21 protein-coding genes are annotated in these 23,369 nt (G+C 65.8%); 19 read left to right on the plus strand and 2 right to left on the minus strand.

The window, feature by feature from the left end; genetic code table 11:
* Positions 1 to 161: 161 nt before the first annotated feature.
* Positions 162 to 362 carry a YdcH family protein gene (locus ACK6C6_RS05615; RefSeq protein ID WP_027867157.1) on the plus strand — a complete coding sequence of 67 codons (201 nt, stop codon included), beginning with the start codon at positions 162 to 164 and terminating at the stop codon, positions 360 to 362.
* 26 nt (positions 363 to 388) lie between these two features.
* Positions 389 to 2,467, plus strand: coding sequence for an ATP-dependent DNA helicase (locus ACK6C6_RS05620; protein ID WP_409266313.1), 2,079 nt, complete (start codon positions 389 to 391; stop codon positions 2,465 to 2,467).
* Between the two features lie 135 nt (positions 2,468 to 2,602).
* Here the strand turns inward: ACK6C6_RS05620 and ACK6C6_RS05625 are convergent, their stop codons facing one another.
* The gene (locus tag ACK6C6_RS05625; protein ID WP_409266314.1) at positions 2,603 to 3,577 is read right to left on the minus strand and encodes an NADPH:quinone oxidoreductase family protein; all 975 of its coding nucleotides are present in this window, start codon (positions 3,575 to 3,577) and stop codon (positions 2,603 to 2,605) included.
* 188 nt (positions 3,578 to 3,765) lie between these two features.
* Between ACK6C6_RS05625 and ACK6C6_RS05630 the strand changes: the two genes are divergently transcribed.
* The 8 genes from ACK6C6_RS05630 to rlmD all read left to right on the plus strand — a co-directional run bounded on the left by ACK6C6_RS05630 (position 3,766) and on the right by rlmD (position 12,542).
* Positions 3,766 to 4,374 carry a toll/interleukin-1 receptor domain-containing protein gene (locus tag ACK6C6_RS05630; protein WP_409266315.1) on the plus strand — a complete coding sequence of 203 codons (609 nt, stop codon included), beginning with the start codon at positions 3,766 to 3,768 and terminating at the stop codon, positions 4,372 to 4,374.
* An 11-nt stretch (positions 4,375 to 4,385) separates the two neighbouring features.
* Positions 4,386 to 6,485 (plus strand): tetratricopeptide repeat protein, encoded by a 2,100-nt coding sequence (locus tag ACK6C6_RS05635; protein WP_409266316.1) that lies wholly within the window; start codon positions 4,386 to 4,388, stop codon positions 6,483 to 6,485.
* Between the two features lie 135 nt (positions 6,486 to 6,620).
* A complete protein-coding gene (gene surE / locus ACK6C6_RS05640) occupies positions 6,621 to 7,355 on the plus strand; it encodes a 5'/3'-nucleotidase SurE (RefSeq protein WP_036212437.1) in 735 nt (244 codons plus the stop codon).
* On the plus strand, positions 7,352 to 8,239 hold the full coding sequence (locus ACK6C6_RS05645) for a protein-L-isoaspartate(D-aspartate) O-methyltransferase (RefSeq protein ID WP_152570972.1): 888 nt from the start codon (positions 7,352 to 7,354) through the stop codon (positions 8,237 to 8,239). The genes surE and ACK6C6_RS05645 overlap by 4 nt, the downstream gene beginning before the upstream one ends.
* Positions 8,240 to 8,442: 203 nt before the next feature.
* On the plus strand, positions 8,443 to 9,363 hold the full coding sequence (locus ACK6C6_RS05650; protein ID WP_209585832.1) for a peptidoglycan DD-metalloendopeptidase family protein: 921 nt from the start codon (positions 8,443 to 8,445) through the stop codon (positions 9,361 to 9,363).
* A gap of 16 nt (positions 9,364 to 9,379) precedes the next feature.
* On the plus strand, positions 9,380 to 10,372 hold the full coding sequence (gene rpoS / locus ACK6C6_RS05655; protein WP_209585834.1) for an RNA polymerase sigma factor RpoS: 993 nt from the start codon (positions 9,380 to 9,382) through the stop codon (positions 10,370 to 10,372).
* A gap of 127 nt (positions 10,373 to 10,499) precedes the next feature.
* Positions 10,500 to 10,985 carry a hypothetical protein gene (locus tag ACK6C6_RS05660; protein WP_409266317.1) on the plus strand — a complete coding sequence of 162 codons (486 nt, stop codon included), beginning with the start codon at positions 10,500 to 10,502 and terminating at the stop codon, positions 10,983 to 10,985.
* 171 nt (positions 10,986 to 11,156) lie between these two features.
* A complete protein-coding gene (gene rlmD, locus ACK6C6_RS05665) occupies positions 11,157 to 12,542 on the plus strand; it encodes a 23S rRNA (uracil(1939)-C(5))-methyltransferase RlmD (RefSeq protein ID WP_409266318.1) in 1,386 nt (461 codons plus the stop codon).
* Positions 12,543 to 12,687: 145 nt separating this feature from the next.
* Here the strand turns inward: rlmD and ACK6C6_RS05670 are convergent, their stop codons facing one another.
* Positions 12,688 to 13,386, minus strand: coding sequence for a Bax inhibitor-1/YccA family protein (locus tag ACK6C6_RS05670; RefSeq protein ID WP_209585848.1), 699 nt, complete (start codon positions 13,384 to 13,386; stop codon positions 12,688 to 12,690).
* 232 nt (positions 13,387 to 13,618) lie between these two features.
* On the opposite strand from ACK6C6_RS05670, the gene ndk reads away from it, so the two are divergent.
* From ndk to der, 9 genes are all read left to right on the plus strand, one after another.
* Positions 13,619 to 14,044, plus strand: a complete 426-nt coding sequence (ndk, locus tag ACK6C6_RS05675; protein ID WP_027867147.1) for a nucleoside-diphosphate kinase — start codon at positions 13,619 to 13,621, stop codon at positions 14,042 to 14,044.
* Positions 14,045 to 14,170: 126 nt separating this feature from the next.
* Positions 14,171 to 15,340, plus strand: coding sequence for a 23S rRNA (adenine(2503)-C(2))-methyltransferase RlmN (gene rlmN, locus ACK6C6_RS05680; protein ID WP_036212425.1), 1,170 nt, complete (start codon positions 14,171 to 14,173; stop codon positions 15,338 to 15,340).
* The gene (gene pilW / locus ACK6C6_RS05685) at positions 15,340 to 16,149 is read left to right on the plus strand and encodes a type IV pilus biogenesis/stability protein PilW (RefSeq protein WP_409266320.1); all 810 of its coding nucleotides are present in this window, start codon (positions 15,340 to 15,342) and stop codon (positions 16,147 to 16,149) included. The genes rlmN and pilW overlap by 1 nt, the downstream gene beginning before the upstream one ends.
* Positions 16,150 to 16,155: 6 nt before the next feature.
* Positions 16,156 to 17,163: a helix-turn-helix domain-containing protein gene (locus ACK6C6_RS05690; protein WP_409266322.1), complete on the plus strand. Its 1,008-nt coding sequence runs from the start codon at positions 16,156 to 16,158 to the stop codon at positions 17,161 to 17,163.
* 11 nt (positions 17,164 to 17,174) lie between these two features.
* The gene (gene ispG, locus ACK6C6_RS05695; protein WP_409266323.1) at positions 17,175 to 18,458 is read left to right on the plus strand and encodes a flavodoxin-dependent (E)-4-hydroxy-3-methylbut-2-enyl-diphosphate synthase; all 1,284 of its coding nucleotides are present in this window, start codon (positions 17,175 to 17,177) and stop codon (positions 18,456 to 18,458) included.
* A gap of 152 nt (positions 18,459 to 18,610) precedes the next feature.
* On the plus strand, positions 18,611 to 19,969 hold the full coding sequence (hisS, locus tag ACK6C6_RS05700) for a histidine--tRNA ligase (protein WP_209585864.1): 1,359 nt from the start codon (positions 18,611 to 18,613) through the stop codon (positions 19,967 to 19,969).
* A 47-nt stretch (positions 19,970 to 20,016) separates the two neighbouring features.
* Positions 20,017 to 20,688: a tetratricopeptide repeat protein gene (locus ACK6C6_RS05705; RefSeq protein ID WP_209585866.1), complete on the plus strand. Its 672-nt coding sequence runs from the start codon at positions 20,017 to 20,019 to the stop codon at positions 20,686 to 20,688.
* Between the two features lie 93 nt (positions 20,689 to 20,781).
* The gene (gene bamB, locus ACK6C6_RS05710) at positions 20,782 to 21,963 is read left to right on the plus strand and encodes an outer membrane protein assembly factor BamB (RefSeq protein WP_409266325.1); all 1,182 of its coding nucleotides are present in this window, start codon (positions 20,782 to 20,784) and stop codon (positions 21,961 to 21,963) included.
* A 9-nt stretch (positions 21,964 to 21,972) separates the two neighbouring features.
* Positions 21,973 to 23,316 carry a ribosome biogenesis GTPase Der gene (der, locus tag ACK6C6_RS05715; protein ID WP_409266326.1) on the plus strand — a complete coding sequence of 448 codons (1,344 nt, stop codon included), beginning with the start codon at positions 21,973 to 21,975 and terminating at the stop codon, positions 23,314 to 23,316.
* Positions 23,317 to 23,369: the final 53 nt, after the last annotated feature.

Below are 23,369 nucleotides of genomic sequence, written 5' to 3' on the forward strand. Positions count from 1 at the left end.
TTTGTTGGCGGCAACCTCAGCGTAGATTAAACTATGCACCGAGAAGCCGTGGTGTTGCAAGCCGAACACAAGCGGCCGCCATCACGTGCCGCCGCCGACTGCCGGCGCCGCCACCCCAGCCCCCGCAAACGCTTTGTAAAGAACTGTTTGGAACAGCCATCATGACCGACGTCCAGGACATCCAGCGCCGCATCATTGAACTCGACGTGGAACACCGCGACCTCGATGCCGTCATTTCGATGCTTGCTGCGGACGGCCATGCCGACCAGCTCCAGCTGCGCCGTTTGAAAAAGCGTAAGCTGCAGCTGAAGGATCATATTACGCTGCTGAAGATGCAGCTGGTGCCCGATATTCCAGCCTGAGTCCAGGCTCTAAAGAAACAGATATTTTGACCGACCATCTCCCTGTTCCAGGCGTCACCGCCGAGCCGGCGGGTTCGTCGCCGCAGGGCGACGTGCTTCCCGCCAGCGCCCGACCGCTTGGTAAATACGACGAAGAGCTCGACCGCCTGTTCGGGGCGGGAGGCCCGCTCGCGCCCAACGTCGGTACCTACAAGCCGCGCCAGTCGCAAACCGAGATGGCCAAGGCCATCGCGGCGGCGATCGCCGAGCAGAAAGTCTTGATGGCCGAGGCCGGCACCGGCACCGGCAAGACCTTCGCCTACCTTGTCCCGGCGCTGCTGTGGGGCGGCAAGACCATCATCTCGACCGGTACCAAGAACCTGCAGGATCAACTGTTCCTGCGCGACATCCCGACCATCCGCGCCGCGCTGCGCGCGCCGGTCTCGGTGGCCCTGCTCAAGGGGCGCTCGAACTACGTCTGCCATTTCCACCTGGAGCGCACGCTGAACAACGGGCGCCTGACCTCGCGCGACGACGTCGGCCACCTGCGCGAGATCTCGCGCTTCATCAAGATGACCAACTCGGGCGACAAGGCCGAGCTGGCCAAGGTGCCGGAAAACGCCACGGTCTGGAACCTGGTCACCTCCACGCGCGACAGCTGCATGGGCGCCGAGTGCCAGTACTACCAGGACTGCTTCGTGATGAAGGCGCGCAGGGAGGCCCAGCAGGCCGATGTGGTGGTGGTCAACCACCACCTGTTCTTCGCCGACGTGGCCCTGAAGGACACCGGCGTCGCCGAACTGCTGCCCTCGGCCAACACAATCATCTTCGACGAAGCGCACCAGCTGCCGGATACCGCCACGCTGTTCTTCGGCCAGTCGGTCTCGACCTCGCAGGTGCTGGAGCTGTGCCGCGACGTGCTGGCCGAAGGCCTGGCGCATGCGCGCGGACCGGACTGGGCCAAGGTCGTGACCGTGGTCGAGAAGGCCGCGCGCGACCTGCGCCTGACCTTCCCGGAAGGCGGCACCCGCCTGTCGCTGCCGCAGATCCTGCCGACCTCGGCCTTCTTCCCGGCGCTCGAGAAATTGAAGGAAGAACTGTCCGGCATGATCACGGTGCTGGAAGAACATTCCGCCCGCGCGGAGACGATCGAGGCTTGTCGCCTGCGCGCGCACGAGCTCAGCGCGTCCTTCGACGCCTGGAAGCCGGATGCCAAGAAAGGCAAGGCGGTGCAGGGGGATGACGCCGCCGTGCTGTGGGTCGAGGCCTTCAATTCATCGCTGCAGCTGCACAAGACGCCGCTGTCGATCGCCCCGATCTTCTCGGGCCAGCGCGAAGGCACGCCGCGCAGCTGGATCTTCACCTCGGCGACGCTGGCGGTGAAGAACGACTTCAAGCATTTCTCCGACCAGATGGGTCTGACCGGCGAACCGGCCATGACCTGGCCGAGCCCGTTCAACTATGGCGAGCAGGGCATCCTGTACGTGCCCACCGGATTGCCGGAGCCGAACTCCTTCCAGTACACCGACGCCTGCGTCGACATCGCGCTGCCGGTGATCGAGGCGGCGGGCGGGCGCACCTTCTTCCTGTGCACGACCATCCGCGCCGTGAACAAGGTGGCCGAGCGCCTGCGCGAGGAATTCGCCGCGCGCGGACTGGATTTCCCGCTGTTCGTGCAGGGCGAGCGCGGCCGTACCGAACTGCTGGATTCCTTCCGCAATGCCGGCAACGCCGTGCTGGTGGGCAGCCAGAGCTTCTGGGAAGGCGTGGACGTGCGCGGCGACGCGCTCTCGCTCGTCATCATCGACAAGCTGCCCTTCGCCCCGCCGGACGATCCGGTGCTGGCGGCGCGCATCGAGGTGATGGAAAAGCAGGGGCTGAACGGCTTCATGCACCACCAGTTGCCGGAGGCGATCATCACGCTCAAGCAGGGAGCAGGGCGCCTGATCCGCGACGTGGACGACCGCGGGGTGTTGATGATCTGCGATCCGCGCATCATTACCAAGCCCTACGGCAGGCGTATCTGGCAGAGCCTGCCGCCGTTCAAGCGCACCCGGGTGCAGTCGGAAGTGATCGAGTTTTTCCGGCCGGGGACGATGGCGGACGCGGCGGATTTGAACGCTTGAGGCGTAGTTTTACGTAGCGTGGGCGGGTTCCCCGCCCACGCGGTGATAGCTAACAGCGAGATCATTCGGCGCGAAAACGGAACCCGTAACGATCACCGCGTGGGCGGGAGACCCGCCCACCCTACAAAACCGACGTTATGGGCAAATCACGACTTTGCCGGTGACCTTCCTGTCCGCCATGTCGTTCAAGGCCCGCGCCGTCTCTTCCAGCCGGTAGCGCGCCGACACCAGCGGCTTCAGTTTCCCTTCCGCCATCCACCCCAGCATCTGCCGCATCGCCGCCAGGTTCGCCGCCGGCTCCTTGCGCACGAAATCGCCCCAGAACACGCCCACCACCGACGCGCCTTTCAGCAGCATCAGGTTCCAGGGCAGCTTCGGAATCTCGCCCGCCGCGAAGCCCACCACCAGGTGGCGCCCGCGCCAGGCGATCGAGCGCAGCGCCGGCTCGCTGTACTTGCCGCCCACCGGGTCGTAGATCACGTCCGGCCCGCGGCCGTTGGTGGCGGCCTTCAATGCCTCGCGCAGGTCTTCCTTCTCGTAATTGATCACGGCATCCGCACCGTGTGCGCGGCAGACCGCCAGTTTCTCTTCGCTCGAGGCGGCGGCGATTACGCGTGCTCCCAGGGCCTTGCCGATCTCGATCGCCGCCAGCCCGACGCCGCCGGCCGCGCCCAGCACCAGCATGGTTTCGCCCGGCTGCAGGGCGGCGCGGTCGACCACCGCGTGGTGCGAGGTGCCATAGGTGAGGGTAATGGCGGCGGCGGTGTCGAAGTCCATGCCGGGCGGTATCGGCATCAGGGCATCCACCGGCGCCAGCGCCTGCTCGGCGAACGCGCCGGTACGGGTGAAGCCGATCACCCGCTGCCCCGGGGCGACGCCGGTGACGCCTGCGCCGACGGCGCGCACGGTGCCGGCGAATTCGTTCCCCGGCGTGAAGGGGAGGGGCGGGCGCACCTGGTACTTGCCCTGCACGGTCAGCACGTCGGGGAAGTTGACGCCGGCCGCCTTCACGTCGACCACGACCTCTCCCGCGCCCGGCACCAGGTCGGGCAGGTCCTCGATCATGAGCTGGTCGATCGGACCCCAATCCTTGCAAACTACGGCTTTCATATCCTGTCCCTTTACTTCGAATACCTGTCCATTAATCGGCGGCATTATGCCTGAAGGTGCATTTCACGCTACTTTCCAAGGATGCTGACGAGACCGCCAGCACGCTTGTGCGCACGCAAAGTGGCCGAGGTCTGTGTCGCTAGAGTCAAAGGAATCCAGCCTTAGCGCATTGGAATGGGGGATAGGCAATGGCGATCCGTTACGGGTGTTTTTTCAGCTACGCACACGGCAGGCACGACCTGATGAAACGGTTCAAGACCGCCCTTGCCGACGCGCTGCGCTGCTATCTCGAACCTCACTTCGACAACGAAGACGAACTGTTCATCGACACCGAACAGCTGGGCGGTGGCGACGACCTCGATCGCAAGATCGCGCGCGCGATGTGCGAGAGCGTGTGCATGATCCTCATCTACACACCCAAGTACGAGGCCCATGCCTACACCCGGCGCGAATACGCGGCCATGCGCCTGCTCGAGCATGAGCGATCAAGCTGGTACGAGCTGCCGAGCCGCCTGATCATCCCGGTGATCATGACGCGGCACCCCGAATCGCTGCCGCCGGAAATCACCGAGAACACCTTCTATGTCGACTTCTCGCACTTCACGATGGCCACGAGCGACCTGAAATCCAATCCGGACTTCCTGCCCGACATCGACAAGATGGTCCAGCGCATCGCCAAGCATTATCAGGAACAAAAAAAGCATACGCCGCCCGGACATGACTGCAACCAATTCGTGCTCCCCGATGTCCCACCAGAATGGCGCGCGATGCCAAGCCTGACTTTCCCAAAGAAATAACGAGGAGTCACATGGAACAGAATCGCTCTACGCTCCAGGCACTGGACAGTCCCGGCCAGGTCACCACCCTGTATGCCTACGAAGGCGGCCCCGTCCGCAACGGCCTGCTGGCGGCCATGGCGCTGCAGCTGGCCGGCGACACCGACGCGGCGCCGGTCCTGGTGATCGACTGGGACCTCGCCTCTCCTTCGCTGCACGGCTACTTCGGCCCGCCGCCCGACGGCGCCGACGACAACTGTCCGCCCGGCCTGGTCGACTATGCCGGCGCACTGCTCGGAGAACTGCGACGGCGCCGCATCGCCCGCGACGATGGCGGCGACGGGGTTGCGGATGCCTTGCTCGACGCCGTCGACTGGCGCCCCTACGTGCAGCGCGTGGATGGCCGCCGCCCGCTGTACCTGATGCGGGCCGGCCGTTTCGACGACGATTATGCCGAGCGCGCCGGGCGCCTCGACTGGGTGGCCTTGTTCGATGCCTGCCCGGCGCTGCTGCGCCGCTTCGCCGCGCGCCTGGCGGGGCACTTCCGCCACGTGCTGGTGGCCAGCGGCGCCGGCCGCTCGTCGAGCGTCAGCGCCTGCACCGTTCTCGTCCCCGACCGGCTGGTCGGCCTGTTCACGCCGGCGCCGGGCAGCATCGAAGGCCTCGAGGGTGTCGTGCGGCGCGCCATCGACTACCGCTGCACCCACGAGGAGGAGCAGCGCCCGCTGCTGGTCTATCCGGTCGCCTGCGCCGCCGACGGCGCCCGCAGCGACACCGGCCAGCGCTGGCGCCGCGGCGATCCGGCCCAGGGCCTGGCCGGCTACCAGCCGCGCCTCGAAGCGCTGCTGCGCAGCAGCTACGGCGTCGGCTGGCTGCGCCTGGAAAGCTGGTTCGACGAGGTCCAGCTGCCGGTGTCCGAGGCGGTGGCCATCGCCGGCCCGGGACGCGCCGCGCTGGCGCACCCTGCGTCCTGCCTGATGATGTGGTTCGCCCAGGGCTGCTTCCCCTGGCAGCCGCTGGCCGAGGTGCGCCTGCGCAGCGCGCTTGCACGCGCCCGCGTACAGGAAGGCCGGGCCGCGGCCGTGCTGCAGGCCAGCTGCCTGGCGCGGCTCGCCGAACTGTGCCAGCAGGAAGGGCGCGGCAACGAAGCGCGCGAGCTGCTGCGCGAGAGCCTGCTGCTGCGCTGCGCCGAGTTGGGCGAAGACCACCCGGACACGCGCGCCGCGCATGCCGCGCTGGCCGCGCTCGACCTCGCCGGAGGCAGGCTCGACGATGCACGCCAGCGCTACGAACTGCTGGCCCAGCGCGGCATGAGCACCCTGGGGAGCGAGCATCCGGAGACGCTGGCCGCACGTTCCGGCCTGGCGTCCGTGCTTGGCCGGAAAGGGGAGGGGGAACGGGCGCTGGCGCTGCACGAGCAGGTGGTAGCCACCTGCGAGCGCCTGTGGGGAGATGCGCACCCGGCCTCCCTCGACAGCCTCGAGCAGCTCGCCGCCACCCTGGACAGCCAGCACGAGAAAGACAGGGCGCGGGTGCTGTTTGAGCGGGTACTCGACGGCCGCCGCCAGTTGCAGGGCGCCGAGCACGAGGACACCCTGCGCTGCGGCCAGCGGCTCGGCCAGCTGCTAGGTGAAATGGGCGAGCTTGGCAATGCGCGGCGGCTCCTGGAAGCCGTGCTGCGCGTGCGCGAGCGCTACGACGGCGCCTATGCGCTGCCGACGCTGAGCGCGCGCGACGCACTGGCCCAGATCCTCGCCGCCCAGGGCGACATGGCCGCCGTGCGCAGCCTGCGCAGCGCACCGGCGCCGGTCCGCGAGACCGAGGCGGGCGCCGGCCATACGGACGAGCACCACGCGATCGACAGCCTGCAGCAACAGTGCGCGCAGCTGAAAGCCCTGATCGACCAGGACAGCCGGCTGGAGGCGCGCGCGCTGGCCGACAGCATGCGCCACTCGGTGCAATGGCTGAGTGTGGCGCTTCCGCTACGCCAGCGGGTGGCGGCCATGATCGAGCAGGTCTACCTTCGGGAGGGGGACAAGGACGCGGCGCTGGCGCTCAACAAGGACCTGGTCTCCTCACTGGAGGGGGCCCTGGTCCGTGCCAGGCGCGAGGAGTTGTCGGTATTGCGATAGCGGCAAATATCAGTGTATGAGCGACAAAAACACTTGGCAAGCTGCTCATTCCTTGACAAGAAGAATCGCCATGAGGAAACAAAAAAGGGCTGGCTGACGAGCGATCCGGGCGTTGCTTCAGGTAAAATCGCTGACATGCGAATTCTTATCAGTAACGACGACGGCTACCTGGCGCCTGGTATCAGCGCGCTGGCCGATGCCTTGTCCGCGATCGCGGACATCGTGGTGGTCGCACCCGACAGCAACCGCTCGGGTGCGTCGAATTCGTTGACGCTCGACCGCCCGCTGACGGTCACGAAAGCCGCTAATGGTTTCCATTTTGTTAATGGAACGCCGACCGATTGCGTCCACATCGCTCTGACCGCGATGGGCGATGCGCCGCCCGACCTGGTCGTTTCCGGCATCAACAATGGCCAGAACATGGGCGACGACACGCTGTATTCCGGCACCGTCGCGGCGGCTACCGAAGCCTACCTGTTCGGCATCCCGGCGATCGCCTTCTCGCAGGTGAACCCGGGCTGGGCCCACGTCGATGCCGCCGCCAGGGTCGCGCGCGAGATCGTCGAGCGCCGCTTCGACAAGCTCGAGCTGCCCTTCCTGTTCAACGTGAACATCCCGAACCTGCCGTACGAAGAGATCGGTCCCTTGACGCCTTCGCGCCTCGGCCGCCGCCACCAGGCCGAGCCGGTCATCCGCTCGCAGGATCCGCGCGGCCGCGAGATCTTCTGGATCGGGGCGCCGGGCGCCTGCCGCGATGCAAGCGAGGGCACCGATTTCCATACGACCGCGCAGGGCCGCGTGTCGATCACGCCGCTGCAGGTCGACCTGACCCACAAGGCCCAGCTGGAACTGCTGCGAGGACTCGTATGAGCGGCGACGTGAACGATAAACGCAGCACCTTTCCCTTGCCGCTGTCCTCGGTGACCGGCGGCGCCGTGCGCAAGCCGGGACTGCCTACGCCGGTGGCCACGCCGCAGACCGCGACGCGTAACGCCAGCACGGCGGGGCGCGCCAGTTTCGCGCCGGCCGCGCCGGCGCCGTCGCCGCGTCCGCCTGGCTATGCCCAGGCACATGCGCCCGCCGCCCCGGTCGCGCAGCGCTCCGAGCTGATGGCGTCGGAAGCGGTACGCCGGGCCATGGTGGCGCGCGTGGCGAAGCAGGGCGTCAAGGACGGCGTCGTGCTGGGCGCGATGGAAGCGGTGCCGCGCCACCTGTTCATCGAACCGGCCCTGTCGGCGCAGGCGTACATCGACGCCTCGCTGCCGATCGGGCACAACCAGACGATTTCCCAGCCCTACATCGTCGCGCGCATGATCGAAGCCATGCGTGCCTCGATAGGCGCCGGCGGCCAGCTGGGCCGGGTGCTCGAGATCGGCACCGGCTGCGGCTACCAGGCCGCCGTGCTGTCCTTCGTGGCGCGCGAGGTGTATTCGATCGAGCGCATCAAGCCGCTGCACGAGCTGGCCAAGACCAACCTGCGGCCGCTGAGGATTTCGAACCTGCGTTTGCAATACGGCGATGGTATGCTAGGCTTGCCGCAGGTAGCGCCTTTCGACGGCATCATCCTTGCAGCTGCGGGACTCGAAGTGCCGCAAGCCCTGCTCGAACAACTGGCCATCGGCGCGCATCTCGTCGCACCGGTTGGCGCCCAGGTCCAGCACCTGCAACGTATTACCCGCATCGGCAAAAGCGAGTGGGCCAGCGAAACGCTGGAAGCGTGCCACTTCGTGCCGCTGCGCCCCGGCACCATCTAGCATGGCCAGCGGGCGCGCCCAGGCGCGCCGCGCACGATGCTGCCTGTCCCGGCCTGCCGGGTCAACCCCGCCGGCCCGGCCGGCGTTGAAGAGCCTGGTCCAACCGGCACGACCACGGCTGATGATGTCCGCCGGCGCGTGTCGCCCCTGGCGCTGCTGCAGGGACGCGCCGCCATAGAACATGAACAGAAAATAGAAAGACAATGAACCAAGCCTCCCATTTACCCCGCCTCGCACTGCTCACCCTCGCCCTCGGCCTGCTGGCCGGCTGTAACTCCCTGACGCGCCAGGCGCCGGTCGTCGAGCGCACCGGCGCCTCGGTGTCCGAGCGTCCGCGCCCGGCCCCGGCCGCCCGCGTCGAAGAACCGAAGGCCGAGAAGGGCATGTACGTCGTGCGCCGCGGCGACACCCTGCTGCGCATCGCACTGGACCACGGCGAAAACTACCGCGACATCGTCGCCTGGAACAACCTGCGCGATCCGGACGACATCAAGGTCGGCCAGACCCTGCGCGTTGCGGCGCCGGAGCGTGGCGAACGCACCGCTAACATCCAGACCCAGCCGGTGCCGGCGCCGCCGGCGGCCACGCCGCCGCGCAAGACCGAACCGCGCGCCGATAAGCAGCCCTATACCGAGAACGTCGCCGCCCGGCCGGAATCGGGCGCGCGCACCGAGCCGGTGCGCCCGGCTGCGCCGGCGCCGGCGGCCCCGGCCCCGGCGATCGTCGCCGGCAGCACCGTGACCGCGAACGACGACGACAAGCTGAGCTGGATGTGGCCGGCGGACGGACGCATCGTCGCCACCTTCGACGAAGGCCGCAACAAGGGGATCGACATCGCCGGCCGTCCGGGCCAGCAGGTGGTGGCTGCGGGCGCCGGCAAGGTAATGTACGCTGGCAGTGGCATCCGGGGTTATGGTAACCTCGTCATCGTCAAGCACAACAACAGCTTGCTGTCGGCATACGCGCACAACCGCAAGATCGTCGTCAAGGAAGGCGACAACGTGGCCAAGGGCCAGATGATCGCGGAAATGGGCGATTCGGACGCCGACTCGGTGAAGTTGCATTTCGAGATACGCCAGCAGGGCAAACCTGTCGATCCGGCGAGGTTCCTGCCGGGACGTTAAAGGATGTAAAGAGGGTATGACGCAGCCGCCGCACTCGCTGGACCAGCAGGAATCAGACGAGTTTCCGGACGAACCGGAACGCGGGGGCGCCGCTGCGACCGACGGGGAGGACATCCTCCCCGGCCCCGAGGTCGACACGGTGGACGAGCTGCGCAAGGTCTTGCAGGCCGAGCTCGCCACCGACACCACCCAGCACTACCTCAACCAGATCGGCACCCGCCCGCTACTGACGGCGAGCGAGGAAGTCCAGGTCGCCACCCTGGCCAAGGCGGGCGATTTCGCGGCGCGCCAGAAGATGATCGAGCATAACCTGCGCCTGGTCGTCTCGATTGCCAAGCACTACATCAACCGAGGCGTCGTGCTGCTCGACCTGATCGAAGAGGGCAACATCGGCCTGATGCGCGCGATCGACAAGTTCGAGCCCGAGCGCGGCTTCCGTTTCTCCACCTACGCCACCTGGTGGATCCGCCAGAGCATCGAGCGCGCCATCATGAACCAGGCGCGCACGGTGCGCCTCCCAGTGCACATGGTGCGCGAGCTGAACCAGGTGCTGCGCGCCAAGTACCACCTCGAGGCGCAGAAGCACGACGGCAAGGAAGCTTCCTGCGAAGACATCGCCAGCCTGGTCGGGCGGCCGGTGGAAGAGGTGCAGGACATCCTGGCGCTGTCCGAACACGCCGCCTCGCTCGACGCCCCGCTCGACAACGACCCGACCTCCAACCTGATGGACATGCTGCCCGACGACGGCGAGGCCAGCCCGGACGCGCGCGCCGAGCAGCACGAAATGACGGCCCTGGTGCGCGACTGGCTCACGCGCCTGCCCGACAAGCAGCGCCTGGTGGTCACCCGGCGCTTCGGGCTGGACAATGACGATCCGGCCACGCTGGAGACCCTCGCCGAGGAGATGGGCGTGACGCGCGAGCGGGTGCGCCAGATCCAGCAGGAGGCGCTGGTCAAGCTGAAGCGGGCGATGGCGGCGCGCGGGGTGGTGCGTGACTCCTTGTTGTAACACTGCAGCCGCTTGCCATGCGCTGTGCATCATCTTGCCCCGTGCGGCTCGGATCAGCCAAAAAGCGTTCCACTAGGCAACTATAGTTGATAACATCGGCCTGTTATCGACTGCCTGCCCCTACCTCATGCGTACCCTGATCGCCCTCGCCGCATCCGTCCTGTTCGCAGGCGCCGCCTTTGCCGACGAACCCCAGGCCTGCTATGCCGCGAAAGATCCAAGCGGCGATTTCACGAGGGACAAGATGGTTCCCTTCGATGCCGATCCGGCCCTTGCGGTGGAAATGCGGCAACTAGAAGGCAAGTACCAGCGCGTCACCGACAAGTGCATCAATCGCTACGCGCGCCGCGAGGGCGGCCTGGTCAAGGGCGCGGTCGTGCTGTATGGCGGTCGTATCTCGCCCGAGGGCAAGATGACCCAGGTGTCGGTACTGGGCGCGGAGAATGTGAACGACGCGATGTTCATGGCTTGCGTCGCGCGCAGCTTGTGCGAATGGGAAGTAAAACCCAGTGCGGACGGGAAGGAACGCTTGGTCATGCTGCCGCCGGTGTGGCTGCGCTATATCCGGAACGCCGACGGCGTCCAGGGCAGCACGGCGCCCGCCTTCCAGTAGTCGCGGCACGCCGGCCCGGCTCCCGCCGGGCATCCTCTGGGCGTCCACCACCCATGGCACCCACCCCATTTCCTTGCTATCATTCCGCCCGGGCGAATTCCGCCCATTTTTTATTTGCGAACTCCCTGCACAGCCAGTCCTGTGCCCACTCCCTATTTCTTTTTGACCAACATGCAAGAAATTTTCATCGACATCAAAGCCCTGGATGCGGACGCGCGCGGCGTCGGTCACCTCGAGAACGAAGATGGCACCCCGGGCAAGGTGATCTTCGTCGAAGGCGCACTGCCGGGCGAACGCGTCAGCTTTGAAACCCTGCGCAAGAAGAAGAACTGGGAGTCGGGCCGCATGGTCACCCTGCAGCGCGCCTCGTCGATGCGCGTCGAGCCGAAGTGCCAGCACTTCGGCTACTGTGGCGGCTGCTCGATGCAGCACCTCGAGCCTTCGGCCCAGGTCGCGATGAAACAGCGCGTCCTCGAGGACAACCTGTGGCACCTGGGCAAAGTGAAGGCCGAGAACATCATGGGCCCGCTGTACGGCCCGACCTGGGACTACCGCTACCGCGCGCGCCTGTCGGTGCGCCACGTGGCCAAGAAGGGCGGGGTGCTGGTCGGCTTCCACGAGCGCGCGTCGTCCTACGTGGCCGACATCACCTATTGCGAGATCCTGCCGGACCACGTCGCCCAGTTGATCGTGCCGCTGCGCGAGTTCGTCGGCCAGCTGTCGATCTACAACCAGATGCCACAGATCGAAGTCGCGATCGGCGAAGAAGTGACCGTGCTGGTGCTGCGCATCATGGCCCCGCTCACTCCGGCGGACGAGGAACTGGCCAGGGCCTTCGCCGACAAATGGAACATCCAGTGGTGGCTGCAGCCGAAGGGCCCGGACACCGCCTACCCGTACTACCCGCTGGGCAAGGAGCTGTACTACACGCTGCCGGAATTCGGCATCCGCATGCCCTTCAAGCCGACCGACTTCACCCAGGTGAACCACCAGATCAACCGCGTGCTCGTGTCGAAGGCGTTGCGCCTCTTGGCGGTGCAGCCGGGCGAGCGCGTGGCCGACCTGTTCTGCGGCCTCGGCAACTTCACGCTGCCGCTGGCGACCCAGGCACGCGAGGTGGTGGGGATCGAGGGCAGCACCGCGCTCACCACCCGCGCGCTGGAGAACGCGCAGGCCAACGGCCTGGCCGCCAAGACCTCGTTCTCGACCCGCAACCTGTTCGAGGTGAGCAAGGACGACCTGGTCGCGCTCGGCAAGTTCGACCGCATGCTGGTCGACCCGCCGCGCGACGGCGCCATGGCCCTGTCGCTGGCGCTGGCCGACCTGCGCGAGACCCACGAGGAGCTGATGCCGCAGCGGATCGTGTACGTGTCCTGCAGCCCCTCGACGCTGGCGCGCGACGCCGGCATCCTCGTGCACAAGGCGGGCTATGTACTGAAGAAGGCGGGGGTGTGCAATATGTTCCCGCATACCTCGCACGTGGAGTCGATCGCGGTGTTCGAGCTGGGCGAGAAGCCGGCGGCAGCCGCCGCCTACGAAGTGCCCGCCGAGGCATAACGCACACAGATCGGGGTCAGGTCTGACATTCAGACACGGCCTCGAGCGTAAGTACGGAAGAGCTTGTGTCCGAATGTCAGACCTGACCCCCGTGGTATAAAAAAAGCCGACCTCGAGGTCGGCTTTTCATTTCGGCTGAAACCGCTTAGTCGCGGTCGCCGCCGGCGATGCCCAGCAGTTGCAGCAGGCTGGTGAAGATGTTGTACACGTCCAGGTAGATCGACAGGGTGGCGGTGATGTAGTTGGTTTCGCCGCCGTTGACGATGCGCTGCACGTCGAACAGGATGAAGGCCGAGAAGATACCGATCGCCAGCAGCGAGATCACGATGGTCAGGGCCGACATCTGCAGGAAGATGTTGGCCACGGCTGCCAGGATCAGCACGATCACGCCGGCCATCAGCCAGCTGCCCATGCCCGAGAAGTCGCGCTTGGTGGTGGTGGCGATGCTGGCCATCACGGCGAACACGCAGGCGGTGCCGCCGAACGCGGTCATGATCAGGGTGCCGCCGTTCGAGTAACCGAGGGTGTGCTGCAGCAGCGGGGTCAGCATCAGGCCCATCACGAAGGTGAAGGCCAGCAGCAGGCCCAGGCCGACGGCCGAGTCCTTGAACTTCTGGATCGCGAAGATGAAGCCGAAGAGGACCAGCATGAAGCCAATGAAGCCGAAGGTACCGAGGCCGGCCATCAGGTTGAACGACACGCCGATGTAGGCGCCCAGCACGGTCGGGATCATCGACAGCGCCAGCAGCCAGTAGGTGTTGCGCAGGACTTTGTTGCGCGTGACGTCGACCCGGCCGGCTTTGGTCAGGTCGATCGTACTGCGGGGTTGCGAATTAGGGATCATGGTGCCTCCGGTTGGTGGATGAGCGTCACTGAAAACCATACAAGCAGATGCTTAGCAGAGCCTTAAACCAGGACGATTTTGCTCTGCAACTCTACCACTTTGCTTGCCAGTGCCGCAATATCGGTTATATGAGGCAGCTGTGGTAAAATTAAAGGTTAATTGAGTTCCAAATTCAGTTGCAGGAGCCACTAAAGGTTCTTGATTCAAACCATTCTTTTCATTGGAGTTTTACATGGCAATCGAACGCACCCTGTCGATCATCAAACCGGACGCAGTTGCAAAAAACGTGATCGGCCAAATCTATAGCCGCTTCGAAGGCGCTGGCCTGAAAGTCGTCGCTGCACGCATGACCCAGCTGTCGCAAGCCGAAGCCGAAGGCTTCTACGCCGTGCACGCTGCGCGTCCGTTCTTCAAGGACCTGGTCAACTTCATGATCTCGGGCCCGGTCATGATCCAGGTGCTGGAAGGCGAAGGCGCGATCCTGAAGAACCGCGACCTGATGGGCGCGACCGATCCGAAGAAAGCTGAAGCCGGCACCATCCGCGCCGACTTCGCCGACTCGATCGACGCCAACGCCGTCCACGGTTCGGACGCTGCTGAAACCGCTGCCGTGGAAATCGCTTACTTCTTCCCGGCACTGAACGTCTACTCGCGTTAATTAGTAGGGGGAGCGCATCCGGGGCGCGCCCCGGTAAATTTTCCCCCGGACTAATTTAAAAGAGTAAACCACTCGCCCGCGGCCCCGGGCCGGCGCGAGTGGTTTCAGGAAATAAAGGATTTTGCCATGACGACTCTCACCAACCTGCTGGACTTCGATCCCGCGCAACTCGTTGCGTACTGCGCCGAGCTGGGTGAGAAACCGTTCCGCGCCAAGCAGCTCCAGCGCTGGATCCACCAGTTCGGCGCTGCGAACTTCGACGACATGACCGACCTGGCCAAGTCGCTGCGCGAAAAGCTCAAGACCCGCGCCGAGATCCGTGCGCCGGGCATCATCAGCGACCATACCTCGCTTGATGGCACCCGCAAGTGGCTGGTCGACGTCGGCAATGGCAACGCCGTGGAAACCGTGTTCATCCCGGAAGAAAACCGCGGCACGCTGTGCATCTCCACGCAGGCCGGCTGCGCCGTCAACTGCCGCTTCTGCTCGACCGGCAAGCAGGGCTTCAACCGCAACCTCACCGTGGCCGAGATCATCGGCCAGCTGTGGATGGCCGAGTTCGAGCTGCGCCGTACCAAGGGCATCGAGCCGGGCCCGAAGGGCGAGCGCCAGATCACCAACGTGGTCATGATGGGCATGGGCGAGCCGCTGCTCAACTACGAGCCGACCGTTACCGCGCTCAAGATGATGCTGGACGATAACGCCTACGGCCTGTCGCGCCGCCGCGTGACCCTGTCGACCTCGGGCGTGGTCCCGAACATCGACAAGCTGTCCCAGGACGTGCCGGTGGCCCTGGCCGTGTCGCTGCACGCGTCGAACGACGCCCTGCGCGACATCCTGGTGCCGCTGAATAAGAAATACCCGCTGCGCGAGCTGCTGGCTGCCTGCAAGCGCTACCTGGAATTCGCTCCGCGCGACTTCATCACCTTCGAATACTGCATGCTCGACGGCTTCAACGACAGCGACGAGCACGCGCGCGAACTGATCGCCCTGGTGAACGACCCGGTGGTGGGTGTGAACTGCAAGTTCAACCTGATCCCGTTCAATCCGTTCCCGGAATCGGGCCTGACGCGCTCGAAGAACCCGCGCATCAAGGCCTTCGCCCAGGTGCTGATGGACGCCGGCATCGTCACCACCGTGCGCAAGACGCGCGGCGACGACATCGACGCCGCCTGCGGCCAGCTGGCCGGCGAAGTGCAGGACCGCACCCGCGTGGCCCAGCGCATGGAAAAGATGGCCGAGTACCAGAAGAAGTTCGGCGCCGACTTCGGGCGCATCGTGGAGATCCCTTCCTGATGGGTAGCAAGGCCGGTCGTGCAGCTCTCCTGTCAGCGTCTATCGCTGCGCTGGCTGTGCTCGCCGGCTGCGCCAGCAATGGCAGTGGCAGCGGCGAACTGAAGACCGCGTCCGACGTCACGGCGGCGGAGAAGCGCGCCTCGATCCGCCTGCAGCTGGCGGTCGGCTACTACCAGAACGGCCAGTACGAGATCGCCCTCGACGAGGTCAAGCAGGCGCTCGCGGCCGACCCGGGCAATGCCGAAGCCCATGGCCTGCGCGCGCTGATCTACACCGCGATGGGCCAGCTGGCCCTGGCAGACGACAACTACCAGACCGCCCTGCGCCTGAAGCCGGGCAACCCGGATTTGTCGAACAACTACGGCTCCTTCCTGTGCACCGCGCTGAACAAGCCGGCCCAGGCCATGCCGTACTTCGACGCGGCGCTGCGCAACCCGTCCTACCAGACCCCGGTGAGCGCGCTGGTGAATGCCGGGCTGTGCAGCATCCGCAGCAAGAATTTTCAGGCCGCCGAGCGCTACCTGCTCGAGGCCCTGCGTTACAACCCCGACCTGCAGGCGAGCAACGCCGGCCTGGCGCGGATCTATTACGAGCGGCGCGAGTACCCGCGCGCCGGTTTTTTCATTAACCGCCTGATCGAGACTTCGAAACTCGACACGCTGTCGGCCGACGCGCTCTGGCTGGCTTTGCGCGTGCAGCGCAAGCTGGGCGACCGGACGCAGGAAGCCAGCCTGGCAGCGCAGCTGCGGCGGCGCTTCCCCGGCTCGCCGGAGTACGCGGCCTTCGAGCGCGGCGCATTCGATGAGTGAGACAAGATGATGAACGAGCATGCAGACCAGCCGGCGACGCCGGGCAACGACGCTGGTATTCCCGGCAAGACCCTGCAGTCCCAGCGCGAAGCGATGGGCTGGAGCGTGGAGCAGGTGGCCGACCAACTGAAACTGGCGCCGCGCCAGGTGGTGGCGCTGGAAGCCGGCGATTACGCCTCGCTCCCGAGCCCGGCCGTGACGCGCGGCTTCGTGCGCGCCTATGCCAAGCTGCTGAAGATCGACGCCGCCCCGCTGGTCGCCAAGATCGAGATGAACATGCCGCCCGAAGCCCAGGCCGGCGCCACCGCCTCGATCCCGCGCCGCGAGCAGCGTCCGGCCTCGTTCTCGCAAAGCCGCTTCCCGATCGGCGGCAAGCGCAATAAAGTGCCGGTCGGCCTGATCGCCGGCGTGGCGGTACTGGTCGCCGCCGGCGCCGCGCTCTGGCACTTCGGCCTGCTCCCGGGCAGCCAGCAGCCGCAAGCGGACAATGGCGCCCTGCTCGAAACCCCGGTGGTGACCCCGCACGGCGGCGCGCCGGCCGCGCCGGCGCACCAGGACAGCCTGCAGAACCCGTCGGTGCCGCTGATCTCGGTGCCGGCGCCGGCAGGCGAGGGCGCGACTGCGCCGGCAAACGCCACGCCGCCGGCCGCGGCGCCGGCCACCGCCCCGGGCGCAACGCCCCCGGCCGCCGCCGTACCGGGCACCGCGCCCGCGGCCACGGCGCCGGCCACGCTGGCAGCGCCCGTGACCGCCGTACCTGCAGCGCCGGCAGCCGCCGGCGGCAATGCGCTGGTGCTGAACGTGCGTGAAGATGCCTGGATCGGCGTGGTCGTCGGCGGCAAGCGCCTGCTCTGGCGCGAGGTCAAGGCCGGCTCGACCGAAACCTTCGACGTCACCGCGCCGGGCATGCTGACCGTCGGTAATCCGGCTGCCGTCAGCGCGACCCTGCGTGGTTCGCCTGTCAGCCTGGAACAGGCCCCGGGCAAGAAGTTTGCTCAAGTCTCTCTGAAGTAATGGAACGGAACATGATCGTGAACGAACCCTGCATTGGCGAACCGATCCCCTCGGGCCCGCTGCCGCGCCGCGCGCGCCGCAAGGTCGCGGTCTCGCATGGCAATCGCACCGTCTGGGTCGGCGGCGACGCGCCAGTGGTGGTGCAGTCGATGACCAACACCGACACCGCCGACGCGATCGGCACCGCGATCCAGGTGAAGGAACTGGCGCGCGCCGGCTCCGAGATCGTGCGCATCACCGTGGACACCCCGGCGGCGGCGGCCGCGGTGCCGGCGATCCGCGAACAGCTCGACCGCATGGAGATCGACACCCCGCTGGTGGGCGACTTCCACTACAACGGCCACCTGCTGCTGCGCGACTATCCGGAATGCGCGCAGGCGCTGTCGAAGTACCGCATCAACCCGGGCAACGTGGGGCAGGGCGCCAAGCGCGACACCCAGTTCGCCCAGATGATCGAGATTGCGGCGAAGTACGACAAGCCGGTGCGCATCGGCGTCAACTGGGGCTCGCTGGATCAATCCCTGCTGGCCCGCATCATGGACGAGAATGCCGCGCGTGCCACCCCGTGGAGCGCGCAGGCCGTGATGTACGAAGCCTTGATCACTTCCGCGATCGAGAACGCCGTGCGCGCCGAGGAAGTGGGCCTGGCGCGCGACAAGATCATCCTGTCGTGCAAGGTCTCGGGCGTGCAGGACCTGATCGCGGTCTACCGCGAACTGGCGCGCCGCTGCGACTACCCGCTGCACCTGGGCCTGACCGAGGCCGGCATGGGCAGCAAGGGCATCGTCGCCTCGACCGCGGCGCTGTCGGTGCTGCTGCAGGAAGGCATCGGCGACACCATCCGCATCTCGCTGACCCCGGAACCGGGCGGCGACCGTACCAAGGAGGTGGTGGTCGGCCAGGAGATCCTGCAGACCATGGGCCTGCGCAAGTTCACCCCGATGGTGATCGCCTGCCCGGGTTGCGGCCGCACGACCTCGACCGTGTTCCAGGAACTGGCGGACAACATCCAGACCTTCCTGCGCGAGCAGATGCCGGAATGGAAGAAGACCTATCCGGGCGTGGAAGCGATGAACGTGGCCGTGATGGGCTGCATCGTGAACGGTCCGGGCGAATCGAAGCACGCCAACATCGGCATCAGCCTGCCGGGCACCGGCGAATCGCCGGCCGCGCCGGTGTTCGTCGACGGGCAGAAGGTGGCCACGCTGCGCGGTGAGCGCATCGTGGATGAGTTCAAGACCATCGTGCTGAATTACGTGCAGAAGAATTACAGCCGCGAGGCGGTGACACAATAAAATAGCCAGGTGCGGGAGCTAGGACCCGCGCTCTTAGCACGTCGTACCCGCGCAGGCGGGTACCCAATTTTGCGTGAGCAGCCGGTATGCATGCAAACTTGGATTCCCGCCTTCGCGGGAATGACGTTGGTTGATACCGAAGGTATTCATACATGTCCAAACCAGAAAAAATCGTCGCCGTCAAAGGCATGAACGACATCCTCCCGGCCGATGCGCCGATGTGGGAGCTGTTCGAGAACACCGCCGAAACGATCCTGAAGAGCTACGGCTACCAGAAGATCGTCACCCCGATCGTCGAGGATACCTCGCTGTTCGCGCGCGCCATCGGCGCCGTGACCGACATCGTCGAGAAGGAGATGTATTCCTTCGAAGACTCGATGAACGGCGACCAGCTGACCCTGCGTCCAGAAGGCACCGCCGGCGCCGTGCGCGCCGTGATCGAGCACAACCTCGTGTACGACGGCCCCAAGCGCCTCTGGTACAAGGGCCCGATGTTCCGCCATGAGCGTCCGCAGCGCGGCCGCTACCGCCAGTTCTTCCAGTTCGGCGCCGAAGCCGTCGGCTTCTCGGGCCCGGACATCGACGCGGAACTGATCATGCTGTGCCGCCGCCTGTGGGACGACCTCGGCCTGCAGAACGTGCGCCTGGAGCTGAATTCGATCGGCAATGCCGACGAGCGCCTGCGCCACCGCGCCGACCTGATCGCCTACTTCGAGAAGCACGACGACATCCTGGATGCCGAAGCCAAGCGCCGCCTGCACAGCAACCCGCTGCGCATCCTGGACACCAAGAACCCGGCCATGCAGGAAATGGTCAACGGCGCGCCGAAGCTGCTCGACTACCTGGGCGAAGAGTCGCTCGCGCACCTGAACGGCTTGCGCAAGATCCTGGACCGCAATGCGGTGCAGTACACCATCAACCCGCGCCTGGTGCGCGGCCTGGATTACTACAACCGCACCGTGTTCGAATGGGTCACCGACGAGCTGGGCTCGCAGGGCACCATCTGCGCGGGCGGCCGCTACGATCCGCTGATCGAACAGTTCGGCGGCAAGTCCACCCCGGCGGTCGGCTTCGCGATGGGCATCGAGCGCATCATCGAACTGATGAAGGGCCTGGGCGAGACCCAGGCGCCGAGCCAGTGCGACGTCTACCTGGTGCACCAGGGCGAGGACGCCCAGCTGCAAGCCTTCATCCTGGGCGAGCGCCTGCGGGATGCCGGCCTGGATGTTGTGTTACATTGCGCAACGCCGGCAGGCGCGGGCAGCTTCAAGAGCCAGATGAAGAAGGCCGACGGCAGCGGCGCCTCGTTCGCCGTGATCATCGGCGAAGACGAGATCGCGAACCAGAAGGCCGCGGTCAAGTCCATGCGCGGCGAGGCCGGCGAGCAGCAGCAGGCCAGCGTGCCCTTCGAGGAAGTGGTCGACTACGTGGTCGACCAGATCGTCGGAGGCGGCGGCCACGACTGCGACGACGAGAATTGCAACGAACACGGTCATCACCACCGTCCGTAACAGCACCGATTCACCATTCCAAATAACAAACAGACACTGAGCAGACCATGGCATACGACCTCGAAGAACAGGAACAGATAGCGACTTTCAAGGCCTTCTGGGCGCGTTTCGGCAATCTCATCATGGGCGTGCTGATCGTCGCGCTCCTCGCCTACGCCGGCTACAACTTCTGGCAGTCGCGCCAGCGCACCCAGGCCGTCGAGGCCTCGGCGCTGTACGACGAGCTGCAGGCTGCCCTGGTCGCCAGCGACAATGCCAAGTCCCAGCGCATCGCCGGCGACATCAAGCAGAAGTACGAAGGCACCGTGTACGCGCAGATGGCCAGCCTGGCCGCCGCCAAGACGGCCTTCGATGCGAACGACCTGAAGACCGCCAAGGCGCAGCTGCAGTGGGTGGTGGACAAGGGCAACGACGAGTACAAGGCAATCGCGAAACTGCGCCTGGCCGGCGTGCTGCTGGACGAGAAGTCCTTTGACGCCGCCCTCAAGCTGCTGAACGACAAGTTCCCCGAGCAGTTCTCGGCCGAAGTGGCCGACCGCAAGGGCGACGTGCTGGTGGCGCAGAACAAGATCCTTGAGGCGCGCCAGGCCTATGTGGCCGCGCTGGCAGCGATGCACAAGGATAATCCGGGCCGCCAGCTGGTCCAGATCAAGCTCGAAGCCATCGGCGGCACCGTGCCGGAAGCGAAAGACGCCAAAGCCAACGCCGCGGCCGCGTAAACTCGAAGATTGACAGGCCCGCGCAGGCCGCGAAGGCGTGCGCGGGCTTTGCGTCCTCTACAGCTCTACAGTCCAGGAACAAGGTTAAAGAATATGCGTATCAGCAGCAAACTTGTCGGTGTTGGTGTACTGGCCCTGGTGACGGGTTGCTCGAGCCTGAGCCCGTCCAGCATGGTCCATAAACTCAGCTCGCTCAATCCGTTCGCGTCGAAATCCAAGACCGACCAGCCGGCGCCGCTGGTGGAACTGAAAGCGACGATGGCCGTGCGTACCGCGTGGAAGCTCGACATCGGCAAGGCCGGTCCGTACACCTTCTCGCCTGCGCTGGCGGGCAACACCGTGGTCGTGGCCGGCGGCAATGGCGACATCGCCCGTGTCGAGGCTGAAAGCGGCAAGCAGCTGTGGCGCATCAAGGCCGGCAGCGAACTGTCGGCCGGCGTCGGCACCGACGGCAACCTGATCGTGGTCGGCGGTATCAAAGGCACCGTCCTCGCCTTCGACATGGATGGCAAGAAACTGTGGACTTCGCAGCTGTCGAGCGAGCTCCTGTCCTCGCCGGTGGTGGGGCAGGGCATCGTCGTCGCCCGCAGCCTGGACAACCGCATCGTCGGCCTGGATGCCAAGACCGGCGAAAAGAAATGGACCGTGCAGCGCGTGACCCCGTCGCTGACCCTGCGCACCGCACCGGGCATGATCGTCAACGGCAGCGACGTCATCGTCGCCCAGCCGGCCGGCCGCCTGTCCTCCATGATCCTGGCCACCGGCGCGCCGCGCTGGGACCAGGAAGTGGGCGTGGCGCGCGGCGCCACCGAGCTGGAACGCGTGACCGACATCGGCGGCGCCCCGGTGCTGTTCGAGGGCGAGGTCTGCGCCGCGTCCTACCAGGGCCGGGTCGCCTGCTTCGACGCCAGCGCCGGTTCGCCCAAGTGGACCCGCGACCTGTCGTCGGAAGTCGGCGTCGCCGTCGACCAGCGCTTCGTGTTCGCGGCGGACGACAAGGGCGCGCTGTACGCCTTCAACCGCGACACCGGTTCGAGCGCCTGGAAGAACGACAAGCTGGCCTTCCGCCGCCTGTCGACTCCGGTCTCCTTCGGCCGTGCGGTGGCGGTGGGCGACTACCAGGGCATCGTGCACTTCCTGTCGCGCGAGGATGGCAGCTTCCTCGCACGCGCCGCTACCGACGGCAGCGCCGTCATCGGCACTCCTCTGGTGGCTGGATCGCACCTGATTTTTCAAACACAAAATGGAACTGTGGCCGCCATCGCGGTCGAATAGAATAACTACATGAAGCCGGTAATTGCACTCGTTGGTCGCCCGAACGTCGGGAAGTCGACCCTATTCAACCGCCTGACCCGCTCGCGGGACGCGCTGGTGGCCGACCTCCCTGGCCTGACCCGCGACCGCCACTATGGCGAAGGCCGGATCGGCGAACGGCCGTTCCTGGTCATCGACACCGGCGGTTTCGAACCGGTGGCCAAAGAGGGCATCATGTTCGAGATGGCGCTGCAGACGCGCCAGGCGGTGGCGGAAGCCGACGTCGTCGTGTTCATCGTCGACGGCCGCCAGGGCCTGACCCCGCACGACAAGACCATCACCGATTACCTGCGCAAGTCGGGCCGCAAGGTCATGCTCGTGGTCAACAAGTCCGAGGGCATGAAGTACACCTCGGTCACCGCCGACTTCTACGAGCTCGGCATGGGCGACCCCTACGTCATTTCCGCCGCCCATGGCGACGGCGTGCACGACCTGGTGAACGAGGCGCTCGACTTCGCCTTCGCCAACCGTCCGGATGAAGAAGAGGAAGCGGAACATCCCGACCATGGCATCAAGATCGCCATCGTCGGCCGTCCCAACGTGGGCAAGTCGACCCTGATCAACACCCTGGTCGGCGAGCAGCGCGTGATCGCCTTCGACATGCCGGGCACCACCCGCGACTCGATCGAAGTGCCGTTCGAGCGCGACGGCAAGAAGTACACCCTGATCGACACCGCCGGTATCCGCCGCCGCGGCAAGATCTTCGAGGCCATCGAGAAATTCTCGGTGATCAAGACGATGCAGTCGATCTCGGACGCCAACGTCATCATCCTGCTGCTCGACGCCCAGCAGGACATCTCGGAACAGGACGCCCACATCGCCGGCTTCATCCTGGAATCGGGCAGGGCGCTGGTGGTGGCCGTGAACAAATGGGACGGCCTGCAGTCGGACCAGCGCGACCAGGTCAAGATGGACCTTGACCGCAAGCTCGACTTCCTGTCGTTTGCCAAGACCCACTTCGTCTCGGCCCTGAAGGGCACCGGCATCAGCCAGCTGATGAAGTCGGTGGACTCGGCTTATGCCGCCGCCACCGCCAACCTGTCGACTCCGCGCCTGACGCGCGCGCTGCAGGAAGCGATCGAGAAGCAGGAGCCGAAGCGCAAGGGCAGCACCCGTCCGAAGATGCGCTATGCCCACCAGGGCGGCCAGAATCCGCCCATCATCGTCATCCACGGCAATGCGCTCGAAGCCGTCAGCGACCCGTACAAGCGCTATCTGGAAAAACATTTCCGCGATACCTTCAACCTGGTCGGCACCCCGGTGCGCATCGAATTCAAATCCGGTAAGAATCCTTTTGCCAAGGAGCAGAATTAAATCAGTGCTGGGGCATAGCAGTACGACAAAAAGTGGCGAAACAGGTTACAGTA

The sequence above is a fragment of the Massilia sp. BHUDP2 genome, from assembly GCF_046236355.1.
Lineage (GTDB): Bacteria > Pseudomonadota > Gammaproteobacteria > Burkholderiales > Burkholderiaceae_D > Telluria > Telluria varians.

Excerpts from the sequence above, each read along its gene's own strand:
- surE (WP_036212437.1), top strand. The coding sequence starts at position 6,621 with ATGCGAATTCTTATCAGTAACGACGACGGCTACCTGGCGCCTGGTATC.
- ACK6C6_RS05635 (WP_409266316.1), top strand. The coding sequence starts at position 4,386 with ATGGAACAGAATCGCTCTACGCTCCAGGCACTGGACAGTCCCGGCCAG.
- rlmN (WP_036212425.1), top strand. The coding sequence starts at position 14,171 with ATGACGACTCTCACCAACCTGCTGGACTTCGATCCCGCGCAACTCGTT.
- ACK6C6_RS05645 (WP_152570972.1), top strand. The coding sequence starts at position 7,352 with ATGAGCGGCGACGTGAACGATAAACGCAGCACCTTTCCCTTGCCGCTG.
- ACK6C6_RS05660 (WP_409266317.1), top strand. The coding sequence starts at position 10,500 with ATGCGTACCCTGATCGCCCTCGCCGCATCCGTCCTGTTCGCAGGCGCC.
- ndk (WP_027867147.1), top strand. The coding sequence starts at position 13,619 with ATGGCAATCGAACGCACCCTGTCGATCATCAAACCGGACGCAGTTGCA.
- ACK6C6_RS05650 (WP_209585832.1), top strand. The coding sequence starts at position 8,443 with ATGAACCAAGCCTCCCATTTACCCCGCCTCGCACTGCTCACCCTCGCC.
- bamB (WP_409266325.1), top strand. The coding sequence starts at position 20,782 with ATGCGTATCAGCAGCAAACTTGTCGGTGTTGGTGTACTGGCCCTGGTG.
- ACK6C6_RS05705 (WP_209585866.1), top strand. The coding sequence starts at position 20,017 with ATGGCATACGACCTCGAAGAACAGGAACAGATAGCGACTTTCAAGGCC.
- der (WP_409266326.1), top strand. The coding sequence starts at position 21,973 with ATGAAGCCGGTAATTGCACTCGTTGGTCGCCCGAACGTCGGGAAGTCG.
- rlmD (WP_409266318.1), top strand. The coding sequence starts at position 11,157 with ATGCAAGAAATTTTCATCGACATCAAAGCCCTGGATGCGGACGCGCGC.
- ACK6C6_RS05625 (WP_409266314.1), bottom strand. The coding sequence starts at position 3,577 with ATGAAAGCCGTAGTTTGCAAGGATTGGGGTCCGATCGACCAGCTCATG.
- rpoS (WP_209585834.1), top strand. The coding sequence starts at position 9,380 with ATGACGCAGCCGCCGCACTCGCTGGACCAGCAGGAATCAGACGAGTTT.
- hisS (WP_209585864.1), top strand. The coding sequence starts at position 18,611 with ATGTCCAAACCAGAAAAAATCGTCGCCGTCAAAGGCATGAACGACATC.
- ACK6C6_RS05690 (WP_409266322.1), top strand. The coding sequence starts at position 16,156 with ATGATGAACGAGCATGCAGACCAGCCGGCGACGCCGGGCAACGACGCT.
- ACK6C6_RS05630 (WP_409266315.1), top strand. The coding sequence starts at position 3,766 with ATGGCGATCCGTTACGGGTGTTTTTTCAGCTACGCACACGGCAGGCAC.
- ACK6C6_RS05615 (WP_027867157.1), top strand. The coding sequence starts at position 162 with ATGACCGACGTCCAGGACATCCAGCGCCGCATCATTGAACTCGACGTG.
- ispG (WP_409266323.1), top strand. The coding sequence starts at position 17,175 with ATGATCGTGAACGAACCCTGCATTGGCGAACCGATCCCCTCGGGCCCG.
- ACK6C6_RS05670 (WP_209585848.1), bottom strand. The coding sequence starts at position 13,386 with ATGATCCCTAATTCGCAACCCCGCAGTACGATCGACCTGACCAAAGCC.
- pilW (WP_409266320.1), top strand. The coding sequence starts at position 15,340 with ATGGGTAGCAAGGCCGGTCGTGCAGCTCTCCTGTCAGCGTCTATCGCT.